Raw genomic sequence first — 20,638 nt, 5'->3', positions numbered from 1 at the left:
CGCGGCGGGAGGAAAGCATACCGCGAAAATGATGACGGCCGCCCGCTCTCCGATGCCGGAGCGCCGCGGCGGCCGCCAAAGCCTTTACAAGGCCAGGGGCTTAGCCCCCGGTCTTCTCCGAGATGAACTTCACCGCATCGCCCACGGTCTGGATGTGCTCGGCGGCGTCGTCCGGGATCTCGATGTCGAACTCTTCTTCGAAGGCCATCACCAGCTCGACGTTGTCCAGGCTGTCAGCGCCCAGGTCGTCGATGAAGCTGGCCTTTTCCGTGACCTTGTCCGGGTCGGCGTCCAGGTGGTCGATCACGATCTTGCGGACGCGCTCAAGGATATCGGACATTCGTTTCGCCTTCTCTCAGTCGCCCCAGGGGCGGCGTGTTTCCGGCCCTCCGGTGTCACGACGCCGCGTGTTTCGCAAGCCCTTCCGTCGCGGAAAGGCGGTTGTACCGTTCAGCTAGCACGCTCCGCGCGCTCACAAAAGCGCGAGCGCGCCGCTGCGATCAGATCATGGCCATGCCGCCCCAAGGCATGATCGTCAGATCATCGCCATGCCGCCGTTCACGTGCAGGGTCTGGCCGGTGACATAGGCCGCTTCGTCCGAGGCCAGATAGACCGCCGCCGCGGCGATCTCTTCGCCCGAGCCCAGCCGCCCGGCCGGGATGTTGGCCATGATGGCGGCGCGCTGCTGTTCGTTCAGCACGTCGGTCATCGGCGAGGCGATAAAGCCCGGCGCGATGCAGTTCACCGTGATGCCCCGGCTGGCCACTTCCTGGGCCAGGGACTTGGAAAAGCCGATCATGCCGGCCTTGGACGCCGAATAGTTGGTCTGGCCCGCGTTGCCGGTCACGCCCACCACCGAGGTCACGCCGATGATGCGGCCGGTGCGGCGCTTCATCATCCCGCGCAGCACGGCGCGCGACAGACGGAAATAGCTTTCCAGGTTGATCTTGATGACGTCGGACCAGTCCTCGTCCTTCATCCGCATCAGTAGGCCGTCGCGCGTCACGCCCGCATTGGCCACCAGAATGTCCAGGGGCTGGCCGGCGGCGGCCTCGGCCCGCTCGATCAGGCCGTCCACGGACTCGGCGTCCGACAGGTTGCAGGCGGCGAAAACGGCGCGGTCGCCCAGCTCTCCCGCCAGGTCCGACAGGACGTTCTCGCGCGTGCCTGACAGCACCACCTTGGCGCCCTGCGCGTGAAGCGCCCTAGCCACCGCGCCGCCGATGCCGCCCGTGGCGCCGGTGACGAGGGCGGTCTTGCCTTCAAGATTGAACATTCTTCCGTCTCCTGATCACAGCGACTTGGCGAAGGCTTCGAGGTCCTCCGGCGTGTTCAGCGCCAGGGCCTCCGCGTCCGGCGCGATGCGCTTGACCATGCCGGTCAGCACCTTGCCCGCACCCGCCTCGGCGAAGCGGGTCACGCCGCCGTCTCCGGCCATCCACTCGACGCTCTCGCGCCAGCGCACGCGGCCGGTCACCTGCTCGACCAGCAGGCGGCGAATCTCTTCCGGATCGGTCACGGGCCGGGCCGGCACATTGGCCACCACGGGAACCACCGGCGCCGCGATCGCCGCCTCCGCCAGCGCCTCAGCCATCGCATCGGCCGCCGGCTGCATCAGCGGGCAATGGAAGGGTGCCGAGACGTTCAGCGGAATGGCCCTCGCGCCCAACTCCTTGGCCTTTTCGATGGCCGCGTCCACGGCCGCCTTGTCGCCCGAGATGACGATGTTGCCGGCGTTATTGTCGTTGGCGACCACGCAGACGCCGTGCGCCTGGCCCGCCTTGGCGGCCTCCTCGGCCAGGGCCAGATCGGCCTTGGGCCCGATCAGGCTGGCCATGGCGCCCTTGCCCACCGGCACGGCCTTCTGCATCGACTGGCCGCGCAGCTTCAGCAGCTGGGCCGTGTCCCTGAGGCTCAGGGCCCCCGTCGCGCACAGGGCCGAATACTCGCCCAGCGAGTGTCCCGCCACGAAGGCCGCGCTCGTCATCGGCATGTCGAATTCGACTTCCAGCACGCGCATCACCGCCACCGACACGGCCATCAGGGCCGGTTGGGCGTTTTCCGTCAGGGTCAGCTGGTCCTCAGGCCCCTCGCGCATCAGCACCGACAGCTTCTGGTTCAGGGCGTCATCGACTTCGTCGAACACCCAGCGCACTAGCCCAAACGCCTCGGCCAGCGCCTGGCCCATGCCGACGGCCTGACTACCCTGGCCGGGGAAGAGGAACGCCAGGCTCATCGATCACCTCCGTGAATCCGCTGGCGGCGGGGGTAGGCGAAAGGCGCGCGCCGGGCAAGCCGCCCCCTCATCCCAGAGACTTCACGACCTCGTTCAGGCCCAGCGCCACGAACAGCACCGTGGCCGCCAGCAGCCCCGCGTTGGACACCCAGCCGTTCCGCCAGGCCCGGGGCGTCTGGTTCGAGTTCAGCAGCCACAAAAGCGTCGTCGCCAGGAAGGGCATGAACAGCGCCCCCAAGACGCCATAGGCCAGCACCAGCGCATAGGGCCGGTCCAGGAACAGCAGCGGCATGGGCGCAAAGGTCAGCCACAGCATATAGCCCCGGAACGCGGGCGATCCCTCGCCCCGCACCGGCGCGCGGCCGTCGCCCGGCTTCTTGGCGGTCTGCTCCATGACGTGAGCGAAGAAGTCGGCGAACAGCAGGCTGACCCCCTGCCACACCCCGATCACCGAGGTGAAGGCCGTGGCGAAGAAGCCGATGAGGAACATCATGGCCACCGGCTGGCCGAACCGCGCCTCCAGCACCTCGGCCAGGTCCAGCAGGCCCCGGTCCCCGCCCTTGAGCGCCACGCCCGAGGCGTAGAGCAGCTGAGCGCCCACGATCAGCATGGCCAGCACGAACACCCCCGTCGCCGCATAGGCGACGCGGTTGTCCAGCCGCATGGCCGGGATCTGCTCGGGCCCATGCCAGCCCTTGGCGTTCAGCCAATAGCCATAGGCCGCCATGGTGATGGTGCCGCCGACCCCGCCGATCAGGCCCAGCACGTACAGGGCCGATCCCGCCGGCGCCGTGGGGATCAGGCCCCTCAGCACCTCCGGCAGGCTGGGCGCGCTCAGGATCGCCAGCCCCACCACGGTGACGAACATCACCGCCGTCAGGCCGGCCATGACCTTTTCGAACACGGCGTAGCGGTTGAACCAGACGAAGATCAGCCCGGCCACGCCACAGAGGGCGGCCCAGGCCTTCAGCGGCAGCACCGGGAACAGCGCCGCCAGCGGCAGCCCCGCCGCCGTCATGCCCGCCGCCCCGTAAACCAGGCCCCAGATGATGATGTAGGCGCCGAAATAGACGCTGGCCCACCGGCCCAGGCTGGCCCAGCCGTCGAACAGGGTCCGCCCCGAGGCGAACGTAAATCGCCCCACCCCCTCGGCCAGGAACAGCTTGATGACACAGCCGACCACCGCCGCCCAAAGCAGGGTGTGGCCATAGCGTTCGCCCGCCACCAGGGCGGCGACCAGATCGCCGGCCCCCACGCCCGTCGCCGCCACCACCAGCCCGGGGCCGATCAGGCTGAACCTGGGCTTCTGATGCCCGGCGGGATCGGGGGTCAGCTCGGCGTCGGTCATGGGGGCCAGCCTAGCCCCCCTTTCCGCGAACGCGAAGCGGCTCAGGCGGCCTTAAGCCGCTCAAGCTCGCGGAAGAACTCCAGCTTCAGCTGCTCGGCTTCTTCGGCGGGCAACCACTGGGCCATTTGCGGGAAGACCGTCTGCCACATGCGCACATTGCGCTCGTCCCAGGGCATGGTGCGGGCGGCGCGCGCCTTGGCCAGCACGCGGTTCAGCTTTTCCCGCGCGCGCGCCTCGTGGTCCACCGGCGGACGGGCCGGGGCCTGGAGCCGGTCCTCGCCCTCGCCGAACAGGCTGAACTGGGCGGGGCCGGTGGGATTGCCGAAAAGGTCTGTCATTCAGAGTCGCCGGACAGTTCCTCATCCTGGCTGGACCGCGCGGCGAAATCGAGGCTTTCGCGACTCAGCGGATCGCTCAGGGTTTGCTCAAGCAGGCTATCGGCCTTGTCGAACAGGTCAATCAGCTCTCCCACACGGCCCACAAGATCGCGCAGCTGGGGGATGAAATCGGCGGCCGTGGCGTCGATCCCCTCGCGCGCCGACAGCCAGCGGGGCACGACGCGATAGCCGCTGACGGCGAACTCCCACACCTTACGCGGAATGGGCGCGACGCGGCCCGAGCCGTCGGCGCAGAGGAACAGGCCGTCGCCCTCATCCAGGTCGCGCGGGTCGATGGGCCGCAGCTTGCCGGAGGGCGGAGTCTCGGCCAAGGCGACGCCCTCCAGATAGGCTGGCGCGGGTTGGCGGGCGAAGGTCTCGACCGCGCGAATCTCGGCCCCCACGGCGGCGGCGGCGTCAAAGACGGCGCGCTGGGCCGGGAAGGGAATGTGCGGAAATACGTCCTCAAGATCCTCGGCGAAGCGTGTGCTGTAGGAGGTCGCCGACAGCAGGGCCAGGATGGCGTCGAACACGGCCTCGGGTGTGACGGGCGAGCCGTAGGCCTCGCTGAGCGCGTCGGTCAGCTCGACCTTGAGATTATAGGGGCCGTGGCCGGGCCGCCGGTCATAAAGCGGGAAGGCGTAGCCGCCGCGACCGCTGAAGGCGTGATAATCGGGCATCAAGCCATGACACCATATTGCGGGCCCGCCTCCGGTCCCGCCCTTCATGGCGTAGAGCGCGGCGTTGACGTCTCCCCAGAGCGCCTGCATGTCCTGGCGCAGGTAAGCGCCAAATGCCCGGTGATTGTAGATAAAGCGGCGGTCCAGCGGTCGGTAGCTCGCCGACATCACGTGTGCCTTGGAGTAAGGCACGGCCTGGGCGTCGGCGTAGTGGTTCTCGCCAGTGCTGTGGAACATTCGCTCCGCATCGACAGCAGTGGCGGTTCTGAATACGGTGATCCTTGCCTGCAGTTCGCCCTCGGAGAAGGCATAGATGAAGTCGTCGCGCTTCGTCTGCATGCCGCCCCGGGTGTAGGCGAAGGCGTCGCTGATCGCGAGCAGGTCACCGTTCAAGAACGGAACCGGCCGCATGTCATCGAGCACATCACGCGCCACGGGGACGGCGCCCGGCAGCGTTCCGGCGGCGGCGCCTTCATCCATCCAGTCCAGCTTGGCCTTGCGCGTGACCCGCCCTTCGGCCCAGGCGTCGAGATACTCGACACAGGCCAGGTCCCCTTCGACCTTGGATCCGTCCGCGATGGCGAGAGTGACGGCCACGCCAGTGAGGATGTTGAAGACGTTCTGATCTCCCTCGACCCCCGCGCGTTCCCCCGCCCGGCCGTCGCCGCGCAGATCATAAACCTCGATACGGTCGAACCGCTCCCGCAGCATCTTGCGCAAGCCCGCATAGGGCTTTCCCGTCAGGTATTTGCGGTTTGAGATGAAGGCGATGACGCCCTTCTTGGGCGCGTTCTCGGCTTCGAACAGCTTCCAGATCGACCAGCGCCAGAAGGCGACCGACAGCTCGGGGAAGGTGTTCAGCTGGTTGCCCCAACCGGCGTCGCGCACCGGCTTTTTCAGGTCTTCCCACAGCTGCTCGGCGACCCAGTTTCCGACCAGTGACTGTTCTTCGCCGGCAAGCAGACGGCGGTATGGAGGGTTGCCGATGATGGCGAGGATTTCCTGGCGAGCCTTCACCTGGTCGGATTGTTGGCGCTCGTCCTTGATACCCTCGCTGACGAAGCCAAGGCTGCCCAGGACGCTGGCCGTCCCTGGCTTGGCCAGGGTGTCTGTCAGATAGACGCCTAGGCGCGGCAGCTTGTAGGCTGGGTCCGGCTTCCCGTCCTCGCCACGCGCCAGGGTGTGGTGCAGGCGATAATGCGCCACGGCGTAGGGACCGATCAGCAGCTCAAAGCCGAACATGCGCTCGGCCAGCCCGCGCAGGGCGGCGGGCGCCTGACCCTTGCCGTGCTCTTCGGATACGTCGTTACGCAGGCGTTCGGCGATGCCCAGCAGGAAGGTGCCGGTGCCGGTGGCGGGATCGAGAATGTGAACGCCGGGATCGGCGATGCCGCTGGTCTTGAGGTGCTCCTTCAGCGCCCGGTCCAGCGCGCCGACCATGAAGCGCACGACCGGCATGGGCGTGTAATAGACCCCGTACCGCTCCCGCGCGGCGGGGTCGAAGGTCTCCAGGAAGAACTCGTAAAAATAGAGGATCGGATCCTTGCCGCCGGGGCGCAGAGCCAGGATGCCGGGATCGAAGTTGTTGACGGTCTGGAGCATGACCTCAAAGCCGGCCCCGACTTCGGCCGCCACCTCGTCCATGCTCAGCACCCGAAGTGTGGTGCGCATCAAGGGATGCTCGTCGGGCATCAGCTTGTAGGCGTTCTTGTCGACCTTCACCCGCTCGTATTCGGCGATCTTCAGCTTCTTGCGCCGCTCCGTCTCGGCGCTCTCGGCCGCTTCGCGGGCAAGGAGCAAACCGAAGGCAAGAGTTTGGGCGAAGGCGCCCGAGAACAGCTCGTCGAAGTCGGGGGATGAGTAGCCGCCCGCCTCAGGGTGCGAATAGAGGACGTCGCGAAACTCCTTGCGCACGGCGTGTAGCGGCGTGTCGGTCTTGCCCTCGGCCTCCAGCTCGGCCAGCCGATCACGGATGATGCCCCGCACCAGCTTGGCGGAATGGGCGAGCAGCTCGGCCAGGTGTTCGGCATCCTTGGCCTCGGGCGGGCTGACCTGGGCCAGGCGCTCGATAATGCGCACCGCCGCCGCCGGATCATGGCCGTCGATCAGCTTGGCGGCCGCGGCGTCGTCACGGTTTGGATCAAGCGCCGCCTCGGGCACGAGGTCGGCGGCGGCCAGTTCCTCCCCGCGCGCATAGAGGCGCAGGTTGTGGAAGTTGCAGATGGTCCAGTGCGGCAGCTCAGCAAAGCGTTCGAACTGCCGCTTGTCGTGGGCGTTCTTCCACTTGGAGCCGTCGGTGGTCTTGTCCAGGCCCTTCAGCTCGATGAAGGCGCGGGCCTGCTCGCCGGGCAGTTTCAGGGCGATGTCGGGGCGGCCGACGCCGGCGCTAGAGAACTCGGCCAGCACCTCAAGATTGTAGGGCGCGGCCGGCAGATGGGGCAGGATCGCCTTGAGCAGTTCATTGAAGGCGGGCGCCAGGCCTGGCTCGGTCACGCTGGGGTGCGCGCGCCGCTCGTTGCGGATGCGCTGGGCGTAACCTTTCAGCGCGGCGCGGATTTCGACGGTGACGCTCATGCAGGAACTCCCCCAGCCTTTTTCATCACCCGGTTCGCGCTGTGGTGGCAAGATATCCCCGCCCCTTCCCGCCGCTCCATAATCGCGGCGTGGTCCCCTACGCTCGCCCTTCGCCCAGCCGCCCTGCCCCGATCCGGACTTATCGGACGCTTCGGACGCTTCGGACGGTGTTTTTCAGTCCGGACCGTCCGACTTCGCCTCGGCCTCGGCACCCCTTGGCGCGGTTTGGCGCCCCGTTTTGGGCCTGGCGCCCCGCCAGCCGCGTCGAGGCGCCCCCCGCCCGACGCCTGTTGCCTGTTGCCTGTTGCCTGTTGCCTGGCGCCTACTGCCTGCCGCCTCTCACTCCCTTGCCCCCGCGCGGGTTTTCCCCTATAGGCCCCGCCTTTCCAGGACGGCGGTCTTTTCGCGGAACGTCAAAGGGGCGGGAACATCCCGTCCGCCGCGCAAGAGAGCCATCGCCTCTCGGGCTACCCGGCCCGGCGGCGCCGCCATCCTTCAAACGGGAGACGAACCGCATGGCTCTTTACGAGCACACGGTCATGACGCGCCAGGACATCAGCGCGCAACAGGCCGAAGCGCTGAACGACACCATCAAGACTCTGATCGAAGAGAACGGCGGCACGGTCGCCAAGATCGAGTACTGGGGTCTGCGCAACCTCGCCTATCGGGTGAAGAAGAACCGCAAGGCTCACTATTCCCTGCTGGCCATCGACGCCCCCGCCCCGGCCATGGCCGAGGTGGAGCGCCAGCTGTCGATCAACGAAGACGTGCTGCGCTGGCTGACCATCCGTGTCGAGGCGCTGGATCTGGACCTGTCGCCGATCCTGGCCCGCAAGGAACGCGAGCGTGAACGCGACCGCGAGCGCGCCCCGCGCTCCGGCTATGAAGAAATTCAATAAGGACGCCCGGATATGACTGACGCACCCGTTCCCGGCGCGCCGGCCGGCTCCGGCCCCGCCCGCCGCCCCTTCTTCCGCCGCCGCAAGGTCTGCCCGTTCTCGGGCGCCGAGGCCCCGAAGATCGACTACAAGGACGTGAAGCTGCTGCAGCGCTACGTCTCCGAACGCGGCAAGATCGTGCCTTCGCGCATCACCGCCGTCTCCCAGAAGAAGCAGCGCGAGCTGGCCAAGGCGATCAAGCGCGCCCGCTACCTCGCCCTCCTGCCCTACGTGGTGAAGTAAGATGAAGGTCGTTCTGCTGGAACGCGTCGAAAATCTCGGCGCCATCGGCGACGTCGTCACTGTTAAGGACGGCTTCGCCCGCAACTATCTTCTGCCCCGCACCAAGGCCCTGCGCGCCACCAGCGCCAACCTGAAGAAGTTCGAGCTCGACCGCGCGGCCATCGAGGCCCGCAACGAGAAGAACAAGGCCGACGCCCAGAAGGTCGCCGACAAGATCGACGGTCAGACCTACATCATGATCCGCCAGGCCGGCGAAACCGGCCAGCTCTACGGATCGGTGGCCGGCCGCGACGTGGCCGAGGCCGTTCAGGCCGAGGGCGGCAAGGTCGAGCGTTCGCAGGTCGTCCTGCACACGCCGATCAAGACGCTGGGCGTCCACGAGGTGCTGGTCCGCCTGCACCCCGAGGTCTCCGCCACGGTGAAGATGAACGTGGCCCGCTCCGCCGACGAGGCCGAGCGTCAGGCGCGCGGCGAGAACGTCATCACCTCGCAGTTCGAGGCTGACCGCCAGGTCGCCCACGAGGCCGCCCAGGACATGGTCGAGGGCGGCGCCGGCCAGCAGGAGGGCCTGGGCCAGGAGGCCTGATTCCCTTCCAGCTGTTTGGCTGAAACGATGCGGCGCGGAGAGCGATCTCCGCGCCGTTTTCGTCCGCGGCCGGGCGCCCTACGTGGCCGGGGCCGCCTGCTGGCCCGCGGCCAGGCTGTCGATCTGGTCACGGATGTGGGCCGCCTCGGCCGGGGTGTTGGCCAGGGCGATCGCCCGGTCAAAGGCCGTGCGCGCCTCGTCGTGGCGGCCCAGCTGCTTCAACAGCGCGCCGGTCAGGCCGTGCAGGTAGAAGTATCCGTCCAGCTTGTCCGCCAGGGGCCCGATCATCTCCAGCGCCGCCTCCGGGCCGCGGGTCTTCATCACGGCCACCGCCCGGTTCAGGGTGACGACGGGCGAGGGCTCCATCACCTCCAGGCTGGCGTAGAGGCGCTCGATGCCGTTCCAGTCCGTCTCATCGAAGCTGCGCGCCCGCGCGTGCAGGGCCGCGATGGCCGCCTGGGCCTGATAGGGGCCGGGGCGAACGTGGCGCAGGGCCTTGTCCAGCAGGGCGAGGCCCTCCTGGATCAGCTTGCGGTCCCACAGGCTGCGGTCCTGATGCTCCAGCAGGATCACCGCGCCCTGGGCGTCGAACCGGGCCGGGCCACGGGCGTGCTGCAAAAGCATCAGGGCGACCAGCCCCATGATCTCGGGCTCACCCGGGAACAGGCGCAGCAACAGCCGCCCCAGGCGGATGGCCTCCTCCGCGAAACCGGCGCGCTCGCCCTGCTGCGGCGGCGCCGTATAGCCCTCGTTGAAGACCAGATAGATCATGGCCGCCACCGGGCCCAGCCGCTCGATGCGATCCACGGCGCTGGGCGTCTCGAAGGGCAGGCCGGCCTGAGCGATCCGCGCCTTGGCCCGGGTGATGCGCTGCTCCATGGCCGCCTCGCTGACGAGGAAGGCCCGCGCGATCCGCGCCGTCGGCACGCCCGAGACAATGCGCAGGGCCAGCGCCACCTGCTGGGTCGCCGGCAGATCCGGATGGCAGCAGGTGAACAGCAGGCGCAGCACGTCGTCGCGATAGTCGGCGGCGTCCAGTCGCTCCGCGGCCGGCGTCTCCACGTCGTCGAGGTCCGACAGGCGGTCCTCGTCCGGCAGTTCGGTCTGCCTGCTCCGCCGTCTCAGCCCGTCGACGCCGGCGTTGCGTCCCACGAAGATCAGCCATGAGGCGGGATCGCGGGGCGGACCTTTGCTCGGCCAGCTCTGCAGGGCCTTCAGACAGGCGTCCTGAAACGCCTCCTCGGCCAGATCAAGGTCGCGGAAATAACGCATCAGGGCCGCCACCGCCCTGGGGCGCGCCGCCGTCAGCGCCGCCTCGATCCACGCCTGATCGTTCATGCCGTGGCGTCCGGCAACGCCCCCCAGTCCTTGAAGAAGTCCACCGGGCGCAGCTCGTACGACCCCGCAGAGCCGCTGGCGCGGGCCAGGTCCTTGGCGGTCTCCACCGCGGCCTCGAGATTCTCGCACTCGATCAGGTAGAAGCCGAGCAGCTGTTCCTTGGTCTCGGCGAAGGGACCGTCGAGGACCAACGCCTCCTTGCCCTTGCGGATCGTGGTGGCCGCCGTCGTCGGCAGAAGGCGCGCGACAGGGCCGATGCGTCCATCGGCGGCCAGCTTCTCCTGCACGGTGAACAGCCGCTCCATGACAGCGGCGTCTTCCTCGGGCGTCCAGGCGCCGACCACGTCCTCGCGGTCATAACAGAGCACGGCGTACAGCAAGGGTCAGTCTCCTCTTCCGCTCCTAAGGACGGGCGGCTGGAGGCGATACCGACACGGCCGCGCGTAGATTTCCAGACGCCTCAGGCGGCGTCAGCCTCGGCTTCGCCCTCCGGCGGCGCGTCTTCGGCTGCGTCGGGCTCAGTGCGTCCCTGCGCCGCTCGCGCCCGCCTCTGCAGATCGCGCGCCGCCTGGACGAGCCCGCCGCCATGAGGGTTATTGACCAGGACACCGACCATGCGCTCAGCGAGATCCGCCCGTCCGGAACGCAGCACGGCCTCTGCGGTGCGCAGGCGCACCTCGCCCACCTGCGGCGCAAGCTGAAGGGCCAGCAGCCAGATGTTCAGATCGTTCTCTGTCGGATAGTCCGACGCCCGCTCGCGTAGACGGCCAAGGTGATAGAGGGTCTGATACCGCGAACCGTCGAGCTGGTGCGCCTGCCCCAGGAGTTGCGAGGCGCGGCGGATATCGCCCGGCTCCTGCCGCTGGATCAGCCGCTCAGCCAGCATCTCGAGAGCCTCGGGATCCTCCGGATGAGCCGCGATCCAGGCCTCAAGACGTTCGCCCGCCGCATCCTCCGCACCGAGCACGAGCTCAGCACGAGCCAGGGTCAGCTCCGCCACCCGATCACCGGCATGCGGGGCCGCCAGAGACCGTATCTCGGCCAGGCGCGCCGCCTTTTGGTCGTCATCAACCGGGCCGCTCAGGCTCAGTCGCGCCAGCAGAAGCGCATCGGCCGACGCTGGAAGCTCAGTCACCTGGGGTTCAGGCGGCCGATAGCCTGCGGAGCTCACCTGCTGATACCGCAGGTCCCCAAGCGAGTATTGCCGCACGAGCCGGGACAGTTCGTCGATCGGCTGACCGGTGGCCTCTTCCATGGCCTGGACCGGGTCGGCGCCCTCGTTCCGGAGCGACCTCACGTACTCGGCCAGTTGCGCCTTTCGCCTAGAGTCGCTGAGGAAGTAGTGGGTCAGCAACCAGGCCTGGGAATAGAACATCGAGCGGTCTTCGGCGCTGGCCAGCTCGCCCGGACGCTTGGTCAGCAAATCTCTGAAGGATATCCAGTTGCCGAATCTCAGGCCGTCGACCCTGCCCTGGTGGGGCGTCCCGAACCGAACGGCGCGGGGGTTCACGTCGGCGGACATGTAATACTCAGCGTACCCTTCCACGAGCCAGCCGGGGTAGGCGTCCGGGAAGTGATGCAGCATGAAGTGGTGCACGTATTCGTGGAGAAGGATGGCGTCGTCGCCGCGCGTGCGACGCCCGATGGCGAAAGCGTCCTGCACGCCGCTGCGGTAGAACCCCCCGACACCGCGCGGCAGGCCGGGGGCGGCGAGCCTCAGTTCGTCCTCGTCAGCCACCAGATATATCGGCAGCTTGCGCTCCACCGGGCGATCCTCAGGAATGCCGTGCATGTTGCGCAGAAAGGTGTCGAAGGTCTCCAGCTTGGCCACGTACTCGCGCAGCACCCGCTCGTCGCCGTTGCTGTAGACAATGAAGCGCGGGCTCTCGGCCCTCAGCCAGCGAGCCTCGGCGGCGCCGGCCAGACCGGCCCAGACCGCAACCGCGATCAGGGCTGCGCGCAGCAGCTTCAACATTGGAAAACCTCGACAAACGGCGGCGGTCATGGGCCCAATGAGCTCACTACACACTACCAGTGGTCGAGTGTCGAGCCGCTTAGGCGGCCATACGGCCCCAGACGGCGCGGTCGGCGGTCACGGCGTCGAGACGGCCGCGGCGCGCCTTGTTCTGCAACTGCTTGAGGATTTCATCCGGCAGCACCGCGAAGCGCGGCTCGACCAGCTCGGGCGCGCAATTCTCGGCAGGGGCGGCGAATAGGGCCGCGTTCAACCCCGGCTCGCGATGCGCAATCAGGCAGGCGAGGCGCAAGGCGCGTTCAGGATCGTTGCGATGCAACAGAGGATCCTCGGCGAACAGCTCGCAGCCCATCTCGACGACGAAGTCGAAGCTGAGCCGATCAAAGCGACGCGCGTCGGCGCCGCTCATGAGGGTCGGACCCACCTCGAATACAGAGTCGTTGAGCAGAAACAGCACCGGCGGACCTTCGATCCCACGGACGACAAGCCTCGTCCCAAGGATCAGCAGTCTACCGACGGCCCCTTGCGGCGCCGTTTCCGAACGGGGTTAAGGAATTCGCACCGGCTCGGTCAGGAAGTGCCGCCCTTGCCGATCCTCGATCTCCACCACCCAAAGGTCTGGATCGTAACGCAGCTGTCGCTCGACATAGGCGTCAAGGTCGCCCTCGGACGCCCCGGGCAAGGGCTCCATCCAGGCGGTTCCATCGGGATCATCGACCGCAGTGAACAGTTGTGCCGATCGGTCGGACTGGTTGAAGACGCGCACCAGCACCTGGCCGGCCCGGGCATCGCCCTTTCGCGTCACGGCGGCGAAGGCGCCGTCCAGCTCCGCCCGGCGCACCAGCGCGGCGACCCAGACCTCGGTGTGCAACTCCACCCGTTAACCTCGCCAAGAGACCTCGCACGCAGGATAGGCCCATGTCCCTGCGGCGCCATCCCCTGTTGATCATCGCCCTTGTGACCGCGGCGGGTCCGGCCTTCGCGGGCCCCCTCGATCTCTACATGGAGCGGCTGGTGCTGGCGGGCGCCGGCGGCCGCTGCGGCCATCTGCGGGGCCCTGTCGCCACGGCGGTCCAGTCGGGCGTGGCGCAAGCGAGGAATGCCGCTCTTCTTGCGGGAGCATCGGACGCGCAGCTGCGGCAGGCGGAAGCGCGGGCGCGCGGGGTCGCGCAGGGCGCCGACTGCGCCGCCCCGGCCCTGCGCGCCGAAGCCGGCCGCGCCGCCTCGGCCTGGGAGGCATGGCGGCGGCAGCCGCGCCAGGAATTTCCCACCGGCGGTCAGCCCTGGCGGGCGGATCGTTATCGCGCCGGCGGCCAGGTCTGGCGGCTGGTCCAGGCGGGTGGCGGCGGTGAAGCCTTTGGACTGTCCGCCTCGGGAAGCCACCTTCAGGCGCGGATCGTGGCCCGGACGAACGGACGGCCTCTGAACGGGGCTCGGCTGATCTTCCGCAATACGCAGCGCGCGCCGGCGCCCTGGCTTCCGCGCGACCTCAACAGCCAGCCGACCCCATCGGGTCGCGGTTCGCGGTTCATCATGGCCTCGGGCATCGGCGCCGCGCCGCAGGAGCTCCTGCCTCAGGATCAACGGGCCGATGTGGGCAGCTATGCCTCGGCCACCTTCACGTCGGCGGCCATCAGCGAGCTGGCGCGGCTGGACCCGCGAGAGCGGTTCGTGGTCGAGCTCAGCTTCCGGGGCGGCGGCACGCGCCGTCTGGTCTTCCGCGTGGGCGACCTCAGCTCCGCCAGCGCCTTCGTGGCCCAGGGCACCGTCTAGACCGAAATCGGTTGAGCGGGCCGTGCGCCTGCGAAGTTCAGATTTCGGTCCAGTGTCCTGGCGAGAGCCTCACTCACGGCATCGGCTGAATCGCGAAGCGATTCGCTCTAGGCGCCGTCGCCCCGCGCTTCCAGCGGGATGATCTTGGCGCTGGGACGCGCGGGTTCGGGCGGCAGGACCACCGGCATGCGGACGGTGACGGCGGTGCCCTCGCCGACCGTACTCTCCACGCTCATACGCCCGCCGTGCAGTTGGGCGAGGGCCTTGACCAGCGACAGGCCCAGTCCCGTGCCGCGAGCCTTCTGCTCGGCGTCGCCCGCCTGTTCGTAGGGGCGGCCCAGTCGCTCCAGATCATCTGCCGCGATGCCTACGCCGGTGTCGGCCACCACCAGCTCCAGCACATCGTCCCGAGCCTCGGCCGTAACGGTCACGGTCCCGCCGCTGGGCGTGAATTTCACGGCGTTGTTCACCAGGTTGATGAGGATCTGCTTCATGGCCCGGCGGTCGGCCTCGACCATCAGGGGCTCGCCCGGGAGGATGGCCCGCAGCCCGACGCCCTTGTCATGCGCCTGCAGCCGCACCAGCCGCAGGGCCGCATTCACGGCGTCACGCGCGTCCAACGGCTCGCGGTCCAGTTCGAACCGTTCGGCCTCGATCTTGGACATGTCGAGCAGATCGTTGATCAGGTCGAGCAGGTGCCCGCCGGATTCGTGGATCAGACCCGCATACTCGAGGTACCGGTCTGGCATCGGGCCAAACAGCTTGCGCCGCATGATGTCGGAAAAACCAATGACCGCGTTGAGCGGCGTGCGCAGCTCATGGCTCATATTGGCCAGGAAGCGGGACTTGCCGGCGTTCAGCGCTTCAGCGTTGGCCCGCGCCGTCTCGAGCGCAGCCTCGCGGGCCCGTACGGCGGTCACGTCCGTCAGGGTGGCGATCAGCGATCCATCAGCCCGGCGGCTGAGCTGCATCTCCATGCGTCGGTCAGGCGTGAGACGGGGCGCGAACTCCGTACGGGCGTGGCCCGTGCGAAGGGCGGTTTCGATAGCCCCCACCACGTGGGAGCGTTCCGGCGCGTGCACGCCGGCCATCAGGCCCGCCTGCTGAAGGTCCAACCCGGCAAGGCCCTCCGGCGCCTGTCCGCCCTGGCGCAGGACCCGCCCCGCGGCGTCCATCAGCAACACCAGCGGATGCTGCTCGGCCAGCAGCGCCTCGGCCCAGGCGGCGGTGCGACGGGCCTTGGCGGCCGCGCGCCGCTCGTCGGCAAGGGCGTTCAGCAACGGCATGGCGACGAAGCCCAGGCTGACCAGCCACAGCCAGGCGGCCAGCACCGCATCGCCTTCAACACCTTGCGGCCGGGCCAGCCCCCCCGCAGAGGCCGCCGCCAGGGCGAAGGCGGCTCCGCCTGCTCCGGCCGCGCCCAGCCGTCGACCGTCGAGAACGAGGCCGGCGCCCAGGGGCGTCAGGCACAGGGCCGCCATAGGCCCCGAAAGGCCGCCGGATGCGCCCGCGGCCACGGCCACAACGATAATCCAGAGGAGCAGCACCCCCTGGCGCACCCGCAGGCTCGGCCAGATCAACGCCGCCTGGCCCAGCACGCCCGGCGCTGCGGCGAGGCCGAGCAGCCAGGCGGCCTTCAGATCCCCCCGCGCGCCCGCTGCGGCGGCGGCTCCGCCCGTGAGCAAAGCCCAGGCGGCCAGGTGAGCCACAAGCATCCGTGAGCGTCCGCCAAGCACGGCATGCCGCGCAGGCGTCTCGGCCGCCGCTTGGGCGTCCGCCTCCAGGATCGGGTCGGCGCGCTCGCTCATTGACTCTCGCAGCTTAGAGTAGCGGGTGAGTCGGAGCGAGGCCGCTCCCGCACCAGGCGTAGAGCTTCCGGGGGATAAGCCTCGGCAACCTGCGGGTAAGGGCCGTCTGGCAGACTATGCGGCTCCGAGCCCGAAAGGCCCGCCAGTAATGCGTAGCCAGAGCCAGTCTGCGACCGAAGCCTCGCCGCCCACGCCGGGCGATGCGCCCGCCGACGCACGCGGCGCCTTTTTGCGGGTGATGAGTCACGAACTGCGCACGCCGCTGAACGCCATCATCGGCTTTTCCGAGATCCTGTCCGGCGAGCTTTACGGTCCGCTGGGCGCGCCCCAGTACAAGGAATACGCGGAGATCGTCCGGCTGAGCGGGCGGCGGCTGCTGAGCCTGGTCAATCAGGCGCTGGACATCATCCGGCTGGAGGACGGCGATCACGGCCTGTCCGTCCAGCGCCAGGACGTGGTCCCCTTCATTGACGACGCCATCGACGCCTGCGCGGACGACGCCCGGCGGCGCGGCGTGGAGCTCGCGTTTCATCCGCAGGGCCCTGTCCAGGCGGCCTGCGACGCACGGGGCCTGACGAGCTGCATGGCGCATCTCATTCAGAACGCGATCTGTTACGGCCCCGAGAACGCCAAGATTTTCATCTCGATCGAGCACCGTCCAGGCGAGGTCGAGATCACGGTGCGCGACGACGGGCCCGGCCTGGATCCGGACAGCGTCAGCCGCCTCATGAGGCCCTTTGAGCGCGGCGGAGACGCCCTGGTGGCCAGCGCGCGTGGGGCGGGCCTCGGCTGGACCGTGGTCGATCTGACCACGCGGGCCATGGGTGGACGCTTCGAAGTGGACACAGCGCCCGGCCAGGGCCTGACCGCGCGGCTGGTGCTGAAGGCCGGCTGATTGCGCCGGCGCCGCCTGAGCTCTATCTGCCCCCCATGCCCTCCCCGATCGACACGGCCTTCCAGGCGCTGAAGGAAGACTTCGACCTGCTCGACGACTGGGAGCAGCGCATCGAGTACGTGATCGACCTCGGCCAGGGACTTGCCCCCATGGACGAGGCGGACCGCGTCGAGGCCAACCGCGTGTCCGGCTGCGCGTCGAAGGTGTGGCTGGCGGTGCGCCCGGGGCCTGAGGGGACGCTGGCCTTCGCAGCGGACTCGGACTCTCAGCTCTCCAAGGGCAACGTGGCCCTGGTGCTGGCCCTCTTCGACCGGCAACGGCCGCGGGACATCCTCGACTTCGATATCCGCGCCGCCCTTGACCAGCTGGGCCTGCCCTCGGCCCTGACGCCCCAGCGCGCCAACGGCCTGAACGCCATGGTGAACCGCATCCGCCAGGCGGCTCAGGCCGCCCTGGCCTGACGGCCCTGGCAGGGCGCCAAGGGAAAAACGGGGCGCCAAACCCTGCCAAACCGCGCCAGACCGCGCCATTTCGGCGTCATCGAGATGAGAGCGCTGCGGGCCGTGGCGTTCATGGCGCGTATGGTGAGGCTGGTACGGAGGCCGTGGACCTGCGCGCCGCCTCGCCGACCATGTGATCGATTTTTCGCGGCTCTGCTGTCGGCGATACGTGGACATCCGCTACGCCCGAGCACGCTCCAGCCGGGTGGGCATTCTCCTGCGCCTTAGACTGGCGTAGCTTTTCAGCATGACCGCCACCCGACCCGGCCGCTGCCTGTGCGGCGCCGTCAGTTTCGAGACCACGGGCGATCCCAAGTGGACGGCCTGGTGTCATTGCCAGAGCTGCCGCCGCCACTCGGGCGCGCCGGCTTCGGCCTATGCCGGTTTCGAGAAGTCGAACGTGCGCTGGTCGGGCGAACCGGCCTGGTACGCCTCGTCACCGGGCGTGCGTCGCGGCTTCTGCGCCGCGTGCGGCTCGACCCTGGCCTATGAGGGCGACCGCTGGCCGACGGAGATCCATCTGCACGTGGGCGGCTTTGACGACCCTTCGGACCTGCCGCCCAAGGGCGAGGTGTTCATCGAAGAGCGGATTCCCTGGTTTCACAGCGGTCTCAAGCCAAAGTCCTGAGCCTGTCACCGATCCTGACGCATGCGCGGCCCATGATCTTATTCACAGGCGCCCGGAAAGCTCTGGATAGGCGCATTTCGCCCATGGAGGCCGCGGCGACTTTAAGGCTTTTGTGACGCCCATGCCCGTCGCCCTGCTGAACTCCGTCGAGGACGCCCGCACCCCCGCGTCCATGCCCCACAATCTGGAGGCCGAGCAGGCCCTGCTGGGCGTGCTGATGTTCGACAACGCCGCCTATGAGCGGCTGTCCGACCGTCTGCGCGGGCATCACTTCTTTGAGCCGTTCCACCAGCGCCTGTTCGACGCCATCGAGGATCACATCCGCCAGGGGCTGCTGGCCGATCCGCCGATCCTGATGGAGCGCTTCAAGCAGGACCCGGCCTTCAACGAGTTCGGCGGCCTGCGCTACCTCGCCGACCTGGTGGACCGGGCGCCGCCCTCGGCCAACGCGCCGGACTATGCGCGCGTCATCTATGACCTGGCGCTGCGGCGCGACCTGATCCGCATCGGCGGCGAGATCATCAAGACCGCCCCCGACCCTGAGACCGCCGCCAAGGACCAGATCGAGACCGCCGAGCAGCAGCTCTACACCCTGGCCGAGACCGGCCAGCCGTCGCAGGGCTTCGTCAGCTTCGCCGAGGCCCTGACCGGCGCCGTGGCGATGGCGGCCGAGGCTTTCGAGCGCGACGGGGGCCTGGCGGGCCTGTCGACCGGTCTGATGGACCTGGACCGCCAGCTGGGCGGCCTGCACAAGTCGGACCTGATCATCCTGGCCGGACGCCCCTCCATGGGTAAGACGGCCCTGGCCACAAACATCGCCTTCAACATCGCCCGCAAGTACGCCTGGGAGCCCCAGGCCGACGGCGGACGGCGCACGGTCAACGGCGGCGTGGTCGCGTTCTACTCGCTGGAAATGTCCTCCGAACAGCTGGCCATGCGTATCCTGGCCGATGCGTCGGGCGTCTCGTCGGACCGCCTGCGCAAGGGCGAGATCGACGCCGCCGACTTCGGCCGGGTGCGCGACGCCGCCGTCGAGATCGGCGAGAGCCCGCTCTACATCGACGCCACCGGCGGTCTGTCCATCTCCAAGCTGGCGGCCCGCGCCCGCCGCCTGAAGCGCCAGCCGCACGGGCTGGACTGCGTCGTCGTCGACTACTTGCAGCTGGTGACCGCTGGCGACAGCTCGCGCGAGCAGAACCGGGTGCAAGAGGTCTCGGCCATCACGCAAGGCCTCAAGGCTCTGGCCAAGGAGCTGAACGTGCCGGTCATCGCCCTGTCGCAGCTGTCGCGTCAGGTGGAGAACCGCGAAGACAAGCGGCCCCAGCTGTCGGACCTGCGCGAATCCGGCTCCATCGAGCAGGACGCCGACATCGTCATGTTCGTCTATCGTGAGAGCTATTACCTGGGCCGCGCCGAGCCCCGCGAGGGGACGGAGGATCACCTCAAGTGGCAGGAGGACATGGACCGGGTGCGGGGCCAGGCCGAGGTCATCATCGGCAAGCAACGCCACGGTCCCATCGGCACGGTGAAGCTCAGCTTCGACGAGAACACCACCCGCTTCGGCAACCTGGCGCGCGAGGGGCGCTACGAGCCGCGATAAGGCGCATAGGCAAGGCAGGCGGTGGGAGGTTATAGGGCGCCCCTGATGACCGCGCCCGCCGCCCTTCTGACTGTTGATCTGGACGCGCTCGCGGCCAACTTCCACACCCTGCGCGCACTGGCGAGCGGGGCCGAGGTGGCGCCGGTCATCAAGGCCGACGGCTATGGCGTGGGCGCCGGGCCCGCCGCTCGGAGGTTGAAGGCCGAGGGGGCCGTGCGATTCTTCACCGCCCGGCTGACGGGTGGGCTTGTGGGGCGCGAGGCGCTGGGGCCCGGCCCGACTGTCTATGTCCTGGACGGCTGTCGGCAGGGCGATGTGGACGCCCTGATCCAGTCGGACCTGACGCCCGTGCTGAGCTCACTGGAGCAGGTCGAGCGCTGGCGCGCGGAGGGCCGGGGCCGTTCCTGTGTCCTGCACGTCGATACGGGCATGAGCCGTCTGGGTCTGCGGCCTGAGCAGGCGCAGACGCTCGATCCGGCGGGCCTGAACGTGGAACTGGTGATGAGCCATCTGGCCTGCGCCGACGAGCCTGATCATCCCGCCAACGCCCGTCAGCTGGACGCCTTCCGCGCCCTGCGCCAAATCTTCCCGGACGCACGCCGGTCCCTGGCCAATTCCGCGGGCATACTGCTTGGGCAGCCATATGCCTTCGATGCGGTGCGGCCGGGCATCGCCCTCTACGGCGCAGGACCGTGCGGCCATCCCGAACCGCGCCTCAAGCCGGTTGCGACCTTTTCGGCTGAAGTGCTGCAAGTGCGGCACGTGAAGGCGGGCGAGACCGTGGGCTACGGCGCCACCTTCACGGCCGAGCGCGACCTGACCGCCGCCGTCCTGGCGGTAGGCTATGCGGACGGCTTCAGCCGCGCGCACGGCAATGGACGCGGGGCCGTCTGGCTGAATGGCGTCCTGTGCCCTGTCCTGGGCCGGGTCTCCATGGATCTGACGGTGGTCGATGCGTCCGATTGCGACGTGAAGCCGGGCGACATGGGCGAGGTGTTCGGTCCCAACCGCCGCGTCGAGGACGCAGCCCAGGCGGCGGGAACCCTGGCTTACGAGCTGCTGACCTCCGTCTCGCCCCGCGTCCGCCGCCGCTGGATCGGGGAAGTCTGAGGCGGCCGTTCGAATCGGCGGAGAATGGC

Annotated in this window: 21 protein-coding genes; 9 read left to right on the top strand and 12 right to left on the bottom strand. The window is 68.7% G+C overall.

Features of this window, described 5'->3' with window-relative positions:
* Positions 1-100 precede the first annotated feature (100 nt).
* From Q0812_RS02800 to Q0812_RS02775, 6 genes are all read right to left on the bottom strand, one after another.
* The gene (locus tag Q0812_RS02800; RefSeq protein WP_302108769.1) at positions 101-340 is read right to left on the bottom strand and encodes an acyl carrier protein; all 240 of its coding nucleotides are present in this window, start codon (positions 338-340) and stop codon (positions 101-103) included.
* A gap of 195 nt (positions 341-535) precedes the next feature.
* Positions 536-1,276, bottom strand: a complete 741-nt coding sequence (gene fabG, locus Q0812_RS02795) for a 3-oxoacyl-[acyl-carrier-protein] reductase (protein WP_302108768.1) — start codon at positions 1,274-1,276, stop codon at positions 536-538.
* Positions 1,277-1,291: 15 nt separating this feature from the next.
* Positions 1,292-2,236 carry an ACP S-malonyltransferase gene (gene fabD / locus Q0812_RS02790; RefSeq protein WP_302108767.1) on the bottom strand — a complete coding sequence of 315 codons (945 nt, stop codon included), beginning with the start codon at positions 2,234-2,236 and terminating at the stop codon, positions 1,292-1,294.
* Positions 2,237-2,303: 67 nt separating this feature from the next.
* Positions 2,304-3,584, bottom strand: a complete 1,281-nt coding sequence (locus Q0812_RS02785; protein WP_302108766.1) for an Nramp family divalent metal transporter — start codon at positions 3,582-3,584, stop codon at positions 2,304-2,306.
* 41 nt (positions 3,585-3,625) lie between these two features.
* Positions 3,626-3,922 carry a hypothetical protein gene (locus tag Q0812_RS02780; protein ID WP_302108765.1) on the bottom strand — a complete coding sequence of 99 codons (297 nt, stop codon included), beginning with the start codon at positions 3,920-3,922 and terminating at the stop codon, positions 3,626-3,628.
* On the bottom strand, positions 3,919-7,215 hold the full coding sequence (locus tag Q0812_RS02775) for a type ISP restriction/modification enzyme (protein WP_302108764.1): 3,297 nt from the start codon (positions 7,213-7,215) through the stop codon (positions 3,919-3,921). Before Q0812_RS02775 ends, Q0812_RS02780 begins: the two co-directional genes overlap by 4 nt.
* Positions 7,216-7,730: 515 nt before the next feature.
* On the opposite strand from Q0812_RS02775, the gene rpsF reads away from it, so the two are divergent.
* Genes rpsF through rplI form a run of 3 tightly spaced genes read left to right on the top strand, consistent with a single transcriptional unit; the run spans position 7,731 to position 8,982 of the window.
* Complete coding sequence (rpsF, locus tag Q0812_RS02770; protein ID WP_302108763.1) at positions 7,731-8,114, top strand: 30S ribosomal protein S6; 384 nt, start codon at positions 7,731-7,733, stop codon at positions 8,112-8,114.
* Between the two features lie 12 nt (positions 8,115-8,126).
* Complete coding sequence (gene rpsR / locus Q0812_RS02765; protein WP_302108762.1) at positions 8,127-8,396, top strand: 30S ribosomal protein S18; 270 nt, start codon at positions 8,127-8,129, stop codon at positions 8,394-8,396.
* 1 nt (position 8,397) lies between these two features.
* Positions 8,398-8,982, top strand: coding sequence for a 50S ribosomal protein L9 (gene rplI, locus Q0812_RS02760; protein WP_302108761.1), 585 nt, complete (start codon positions 8,398-8,400; stop codon positions 8,980-8,982).
* A gap of 78 nt (positions 8,983-9,060) precedes the next feature.
* Here the strand turns inward: rplI and Q0812_RS02755 are convergent, their stop codons facing one another.
* The 5 genes from Q0812_RS02755 to Q0812_RS02735 all read right to left on the bottom strand — a co-directional run bounded on the left by Q0812_RS02755 (position 9,061) and on the right by Q0812_RS02735 (position 13,172).
* Positions 9,061-10,320, bottom strand: a complete 1,260-nt coding sequence (locus tag Q0812_RS02755; protein WP_302108760.1) for an RNA polymerase sigma factor — start codon at positions 10,318-10,320, stop codon at positions 9,061-9,063.
* Positions 10,317-10,700, bottom strand: a complete 384-nt coding sequence (locus tag Q0812_RS02750) for a YciI family protein (protein WP_302108759.1) — start codon at positions 10,698-10,700, stop codon at positions 10,317-10,319. The genes Q0812_RS02755 and Q0812_RS02750 overlap by 4 nt, the downstream gene beginning before the upstream one ends.
* An 80-nt stretch (positions 10,701-10,780) precedes the next feature.
* The gene (locus tag Q0812_RS02745) at positions 10,781-12,295 is read right to left on the bottom strand and encodes a hypothetical protein (RefSeq protein ID WP_302108758.1); all 1,515 of its coding nucleotides are present in this window, start codon (positions 12,293-12,295) and stop codon (positions 10,781-10,783) included.
* A 79-nt stretch (positions 12,296-12,374) separates the two neighbouring features.
* Complete coding sequence (locus tag Q0812_RS02740) at positions 12,375-12,752, bottom strand: hypothetical protein (RefSeq protein ID WP_302108757.1); 378 nt, start codon at positions 12,750-12,752, stop codon at positions 12,375-12,377.
* A gap of 90 nt (positions 12,753-12,842) precedes the next feature.
* The gene (locus Q0812_RS02735; RefSeq protein ID WP_302108756.1) at positions 12,843-13,172 is read right to left on the bottom strand and encodes a DUF1491 family protein; all 330 of its coding nucleotides are present in this window, start codon (positions 13,170-13,172) and stop codon (positions 12,843-12,845) included.
* A 41-nt stretch (positions 13,173-13,213) separates the two neighbouring features.
* Here Q0812_RS02735 and Q0812_RS02730 point away from each other — a divergent pair, with 41 nt between their 5' ends.
* Positions 13,214-14,068 carry a hypothetical protein gene (locus Q0812_RS02730; protein WP_302108755.1) on the top strand — a complete coding sequence of 285 codons (855 nt, stop codon included), beginning with the start codon at positions 13,214-13,216 and terminating at the stop codon, positions 14,066-14,068.
* Between the two features lie 107 nt (positions 14,069-14,175).
* Here the strand turns inward: Q0812_RS02730 and Q0812_RS02725 are convergent, their stop codons facing one another.
* On the bottom strand, positions 14,176-15,876 hold the full coding sequence (locus Q0812_RS02725) for a sensor histidine kinase (protein WP_302108754.1): 1,701 nt from the start codon (positions 15,874-15,876) through the stop codon (positions 14,176-14,178).
* Positions 15,877-16,024: 148 nt separating this feature from the next.
* Here Q0812_RS02725 and Q0812_RS02720 point away from each other — a divergent pair, with 148 nt between their 5' ends.
* The 5 genes from Q0812_RS02720 (at position 16,025) to alr (ending at position 20,609) form a co-directional block, all read left to right on the top strand.
* Positions 16,025-16,771, top strand: coding sequence for a sensor histidine kinase (locus tag Q0812_RS02720; protein WP_302108753.1), 747 nt, complete (start codon positions 16,025-16,027; stop codon positions 16,769-16,771).
* Between the two features lie 35 nt (positions 16,772-16,806).
* The gene (locus Q0812_RS02715) at positions 16,807-17,232 is read left to right on the top strand and encodes a SufE family protein (RefSeq protein ID WP_302108752.1); all 426 of its coding nucleotides are present in this window, start codon (positions 16,807-16,809) and stop codon (positions 17,230-17,232) included.
* 286 nt (positions 17,233-17,518) lie between these two features.
* Entirely contained in the window at positions 17,519-17,899 is a 381-nt protein-coding gene (locus Q0812_RS02710; protein WP_302108751.1) for a GFA family protein, read from the top strand.
* Positions 17,900-18,020: 121 nt separating this feature from the next.
* Positions 18,021-19,499, top strand: coding sequence for a replicative DNA helicase (locus tag Q0812_RS02705; RefSeq protein WP_302108750.1), 1,479 nt, complete (start codon positions 18,021-18,023; stop codon positions 19,497-19,499).
* A gap of 42 nt (positions 19,500-19,541) precedes the next feature.
* Positions 19,542-20,609, top strand: coding sequence for an alanine racemase (gene alr, locus Q0812_RS02700; RefSeq protein ID WP_425281549.1), 1,068 nt, complete (start codon positions 19,542-19,544; stop codon positions 20,607-20,609).
* Positions 20,610-20,638: the final 29 nt, after the last annotated feature.

The organism is Peiella sedimenti, assembly GCF_030504955.1.
In the GTDB taxonomy this organism is placed as follows: Bacteria; Pseudomonadota; Alphaproteobacteria; order Caulobacterales; family Caulobacteraceae; genus Brevundimonas; species Brevundimonas sedimenti.
This window is presented reverse-complemented; position numbering and strand designations above follow the sequence as displayed.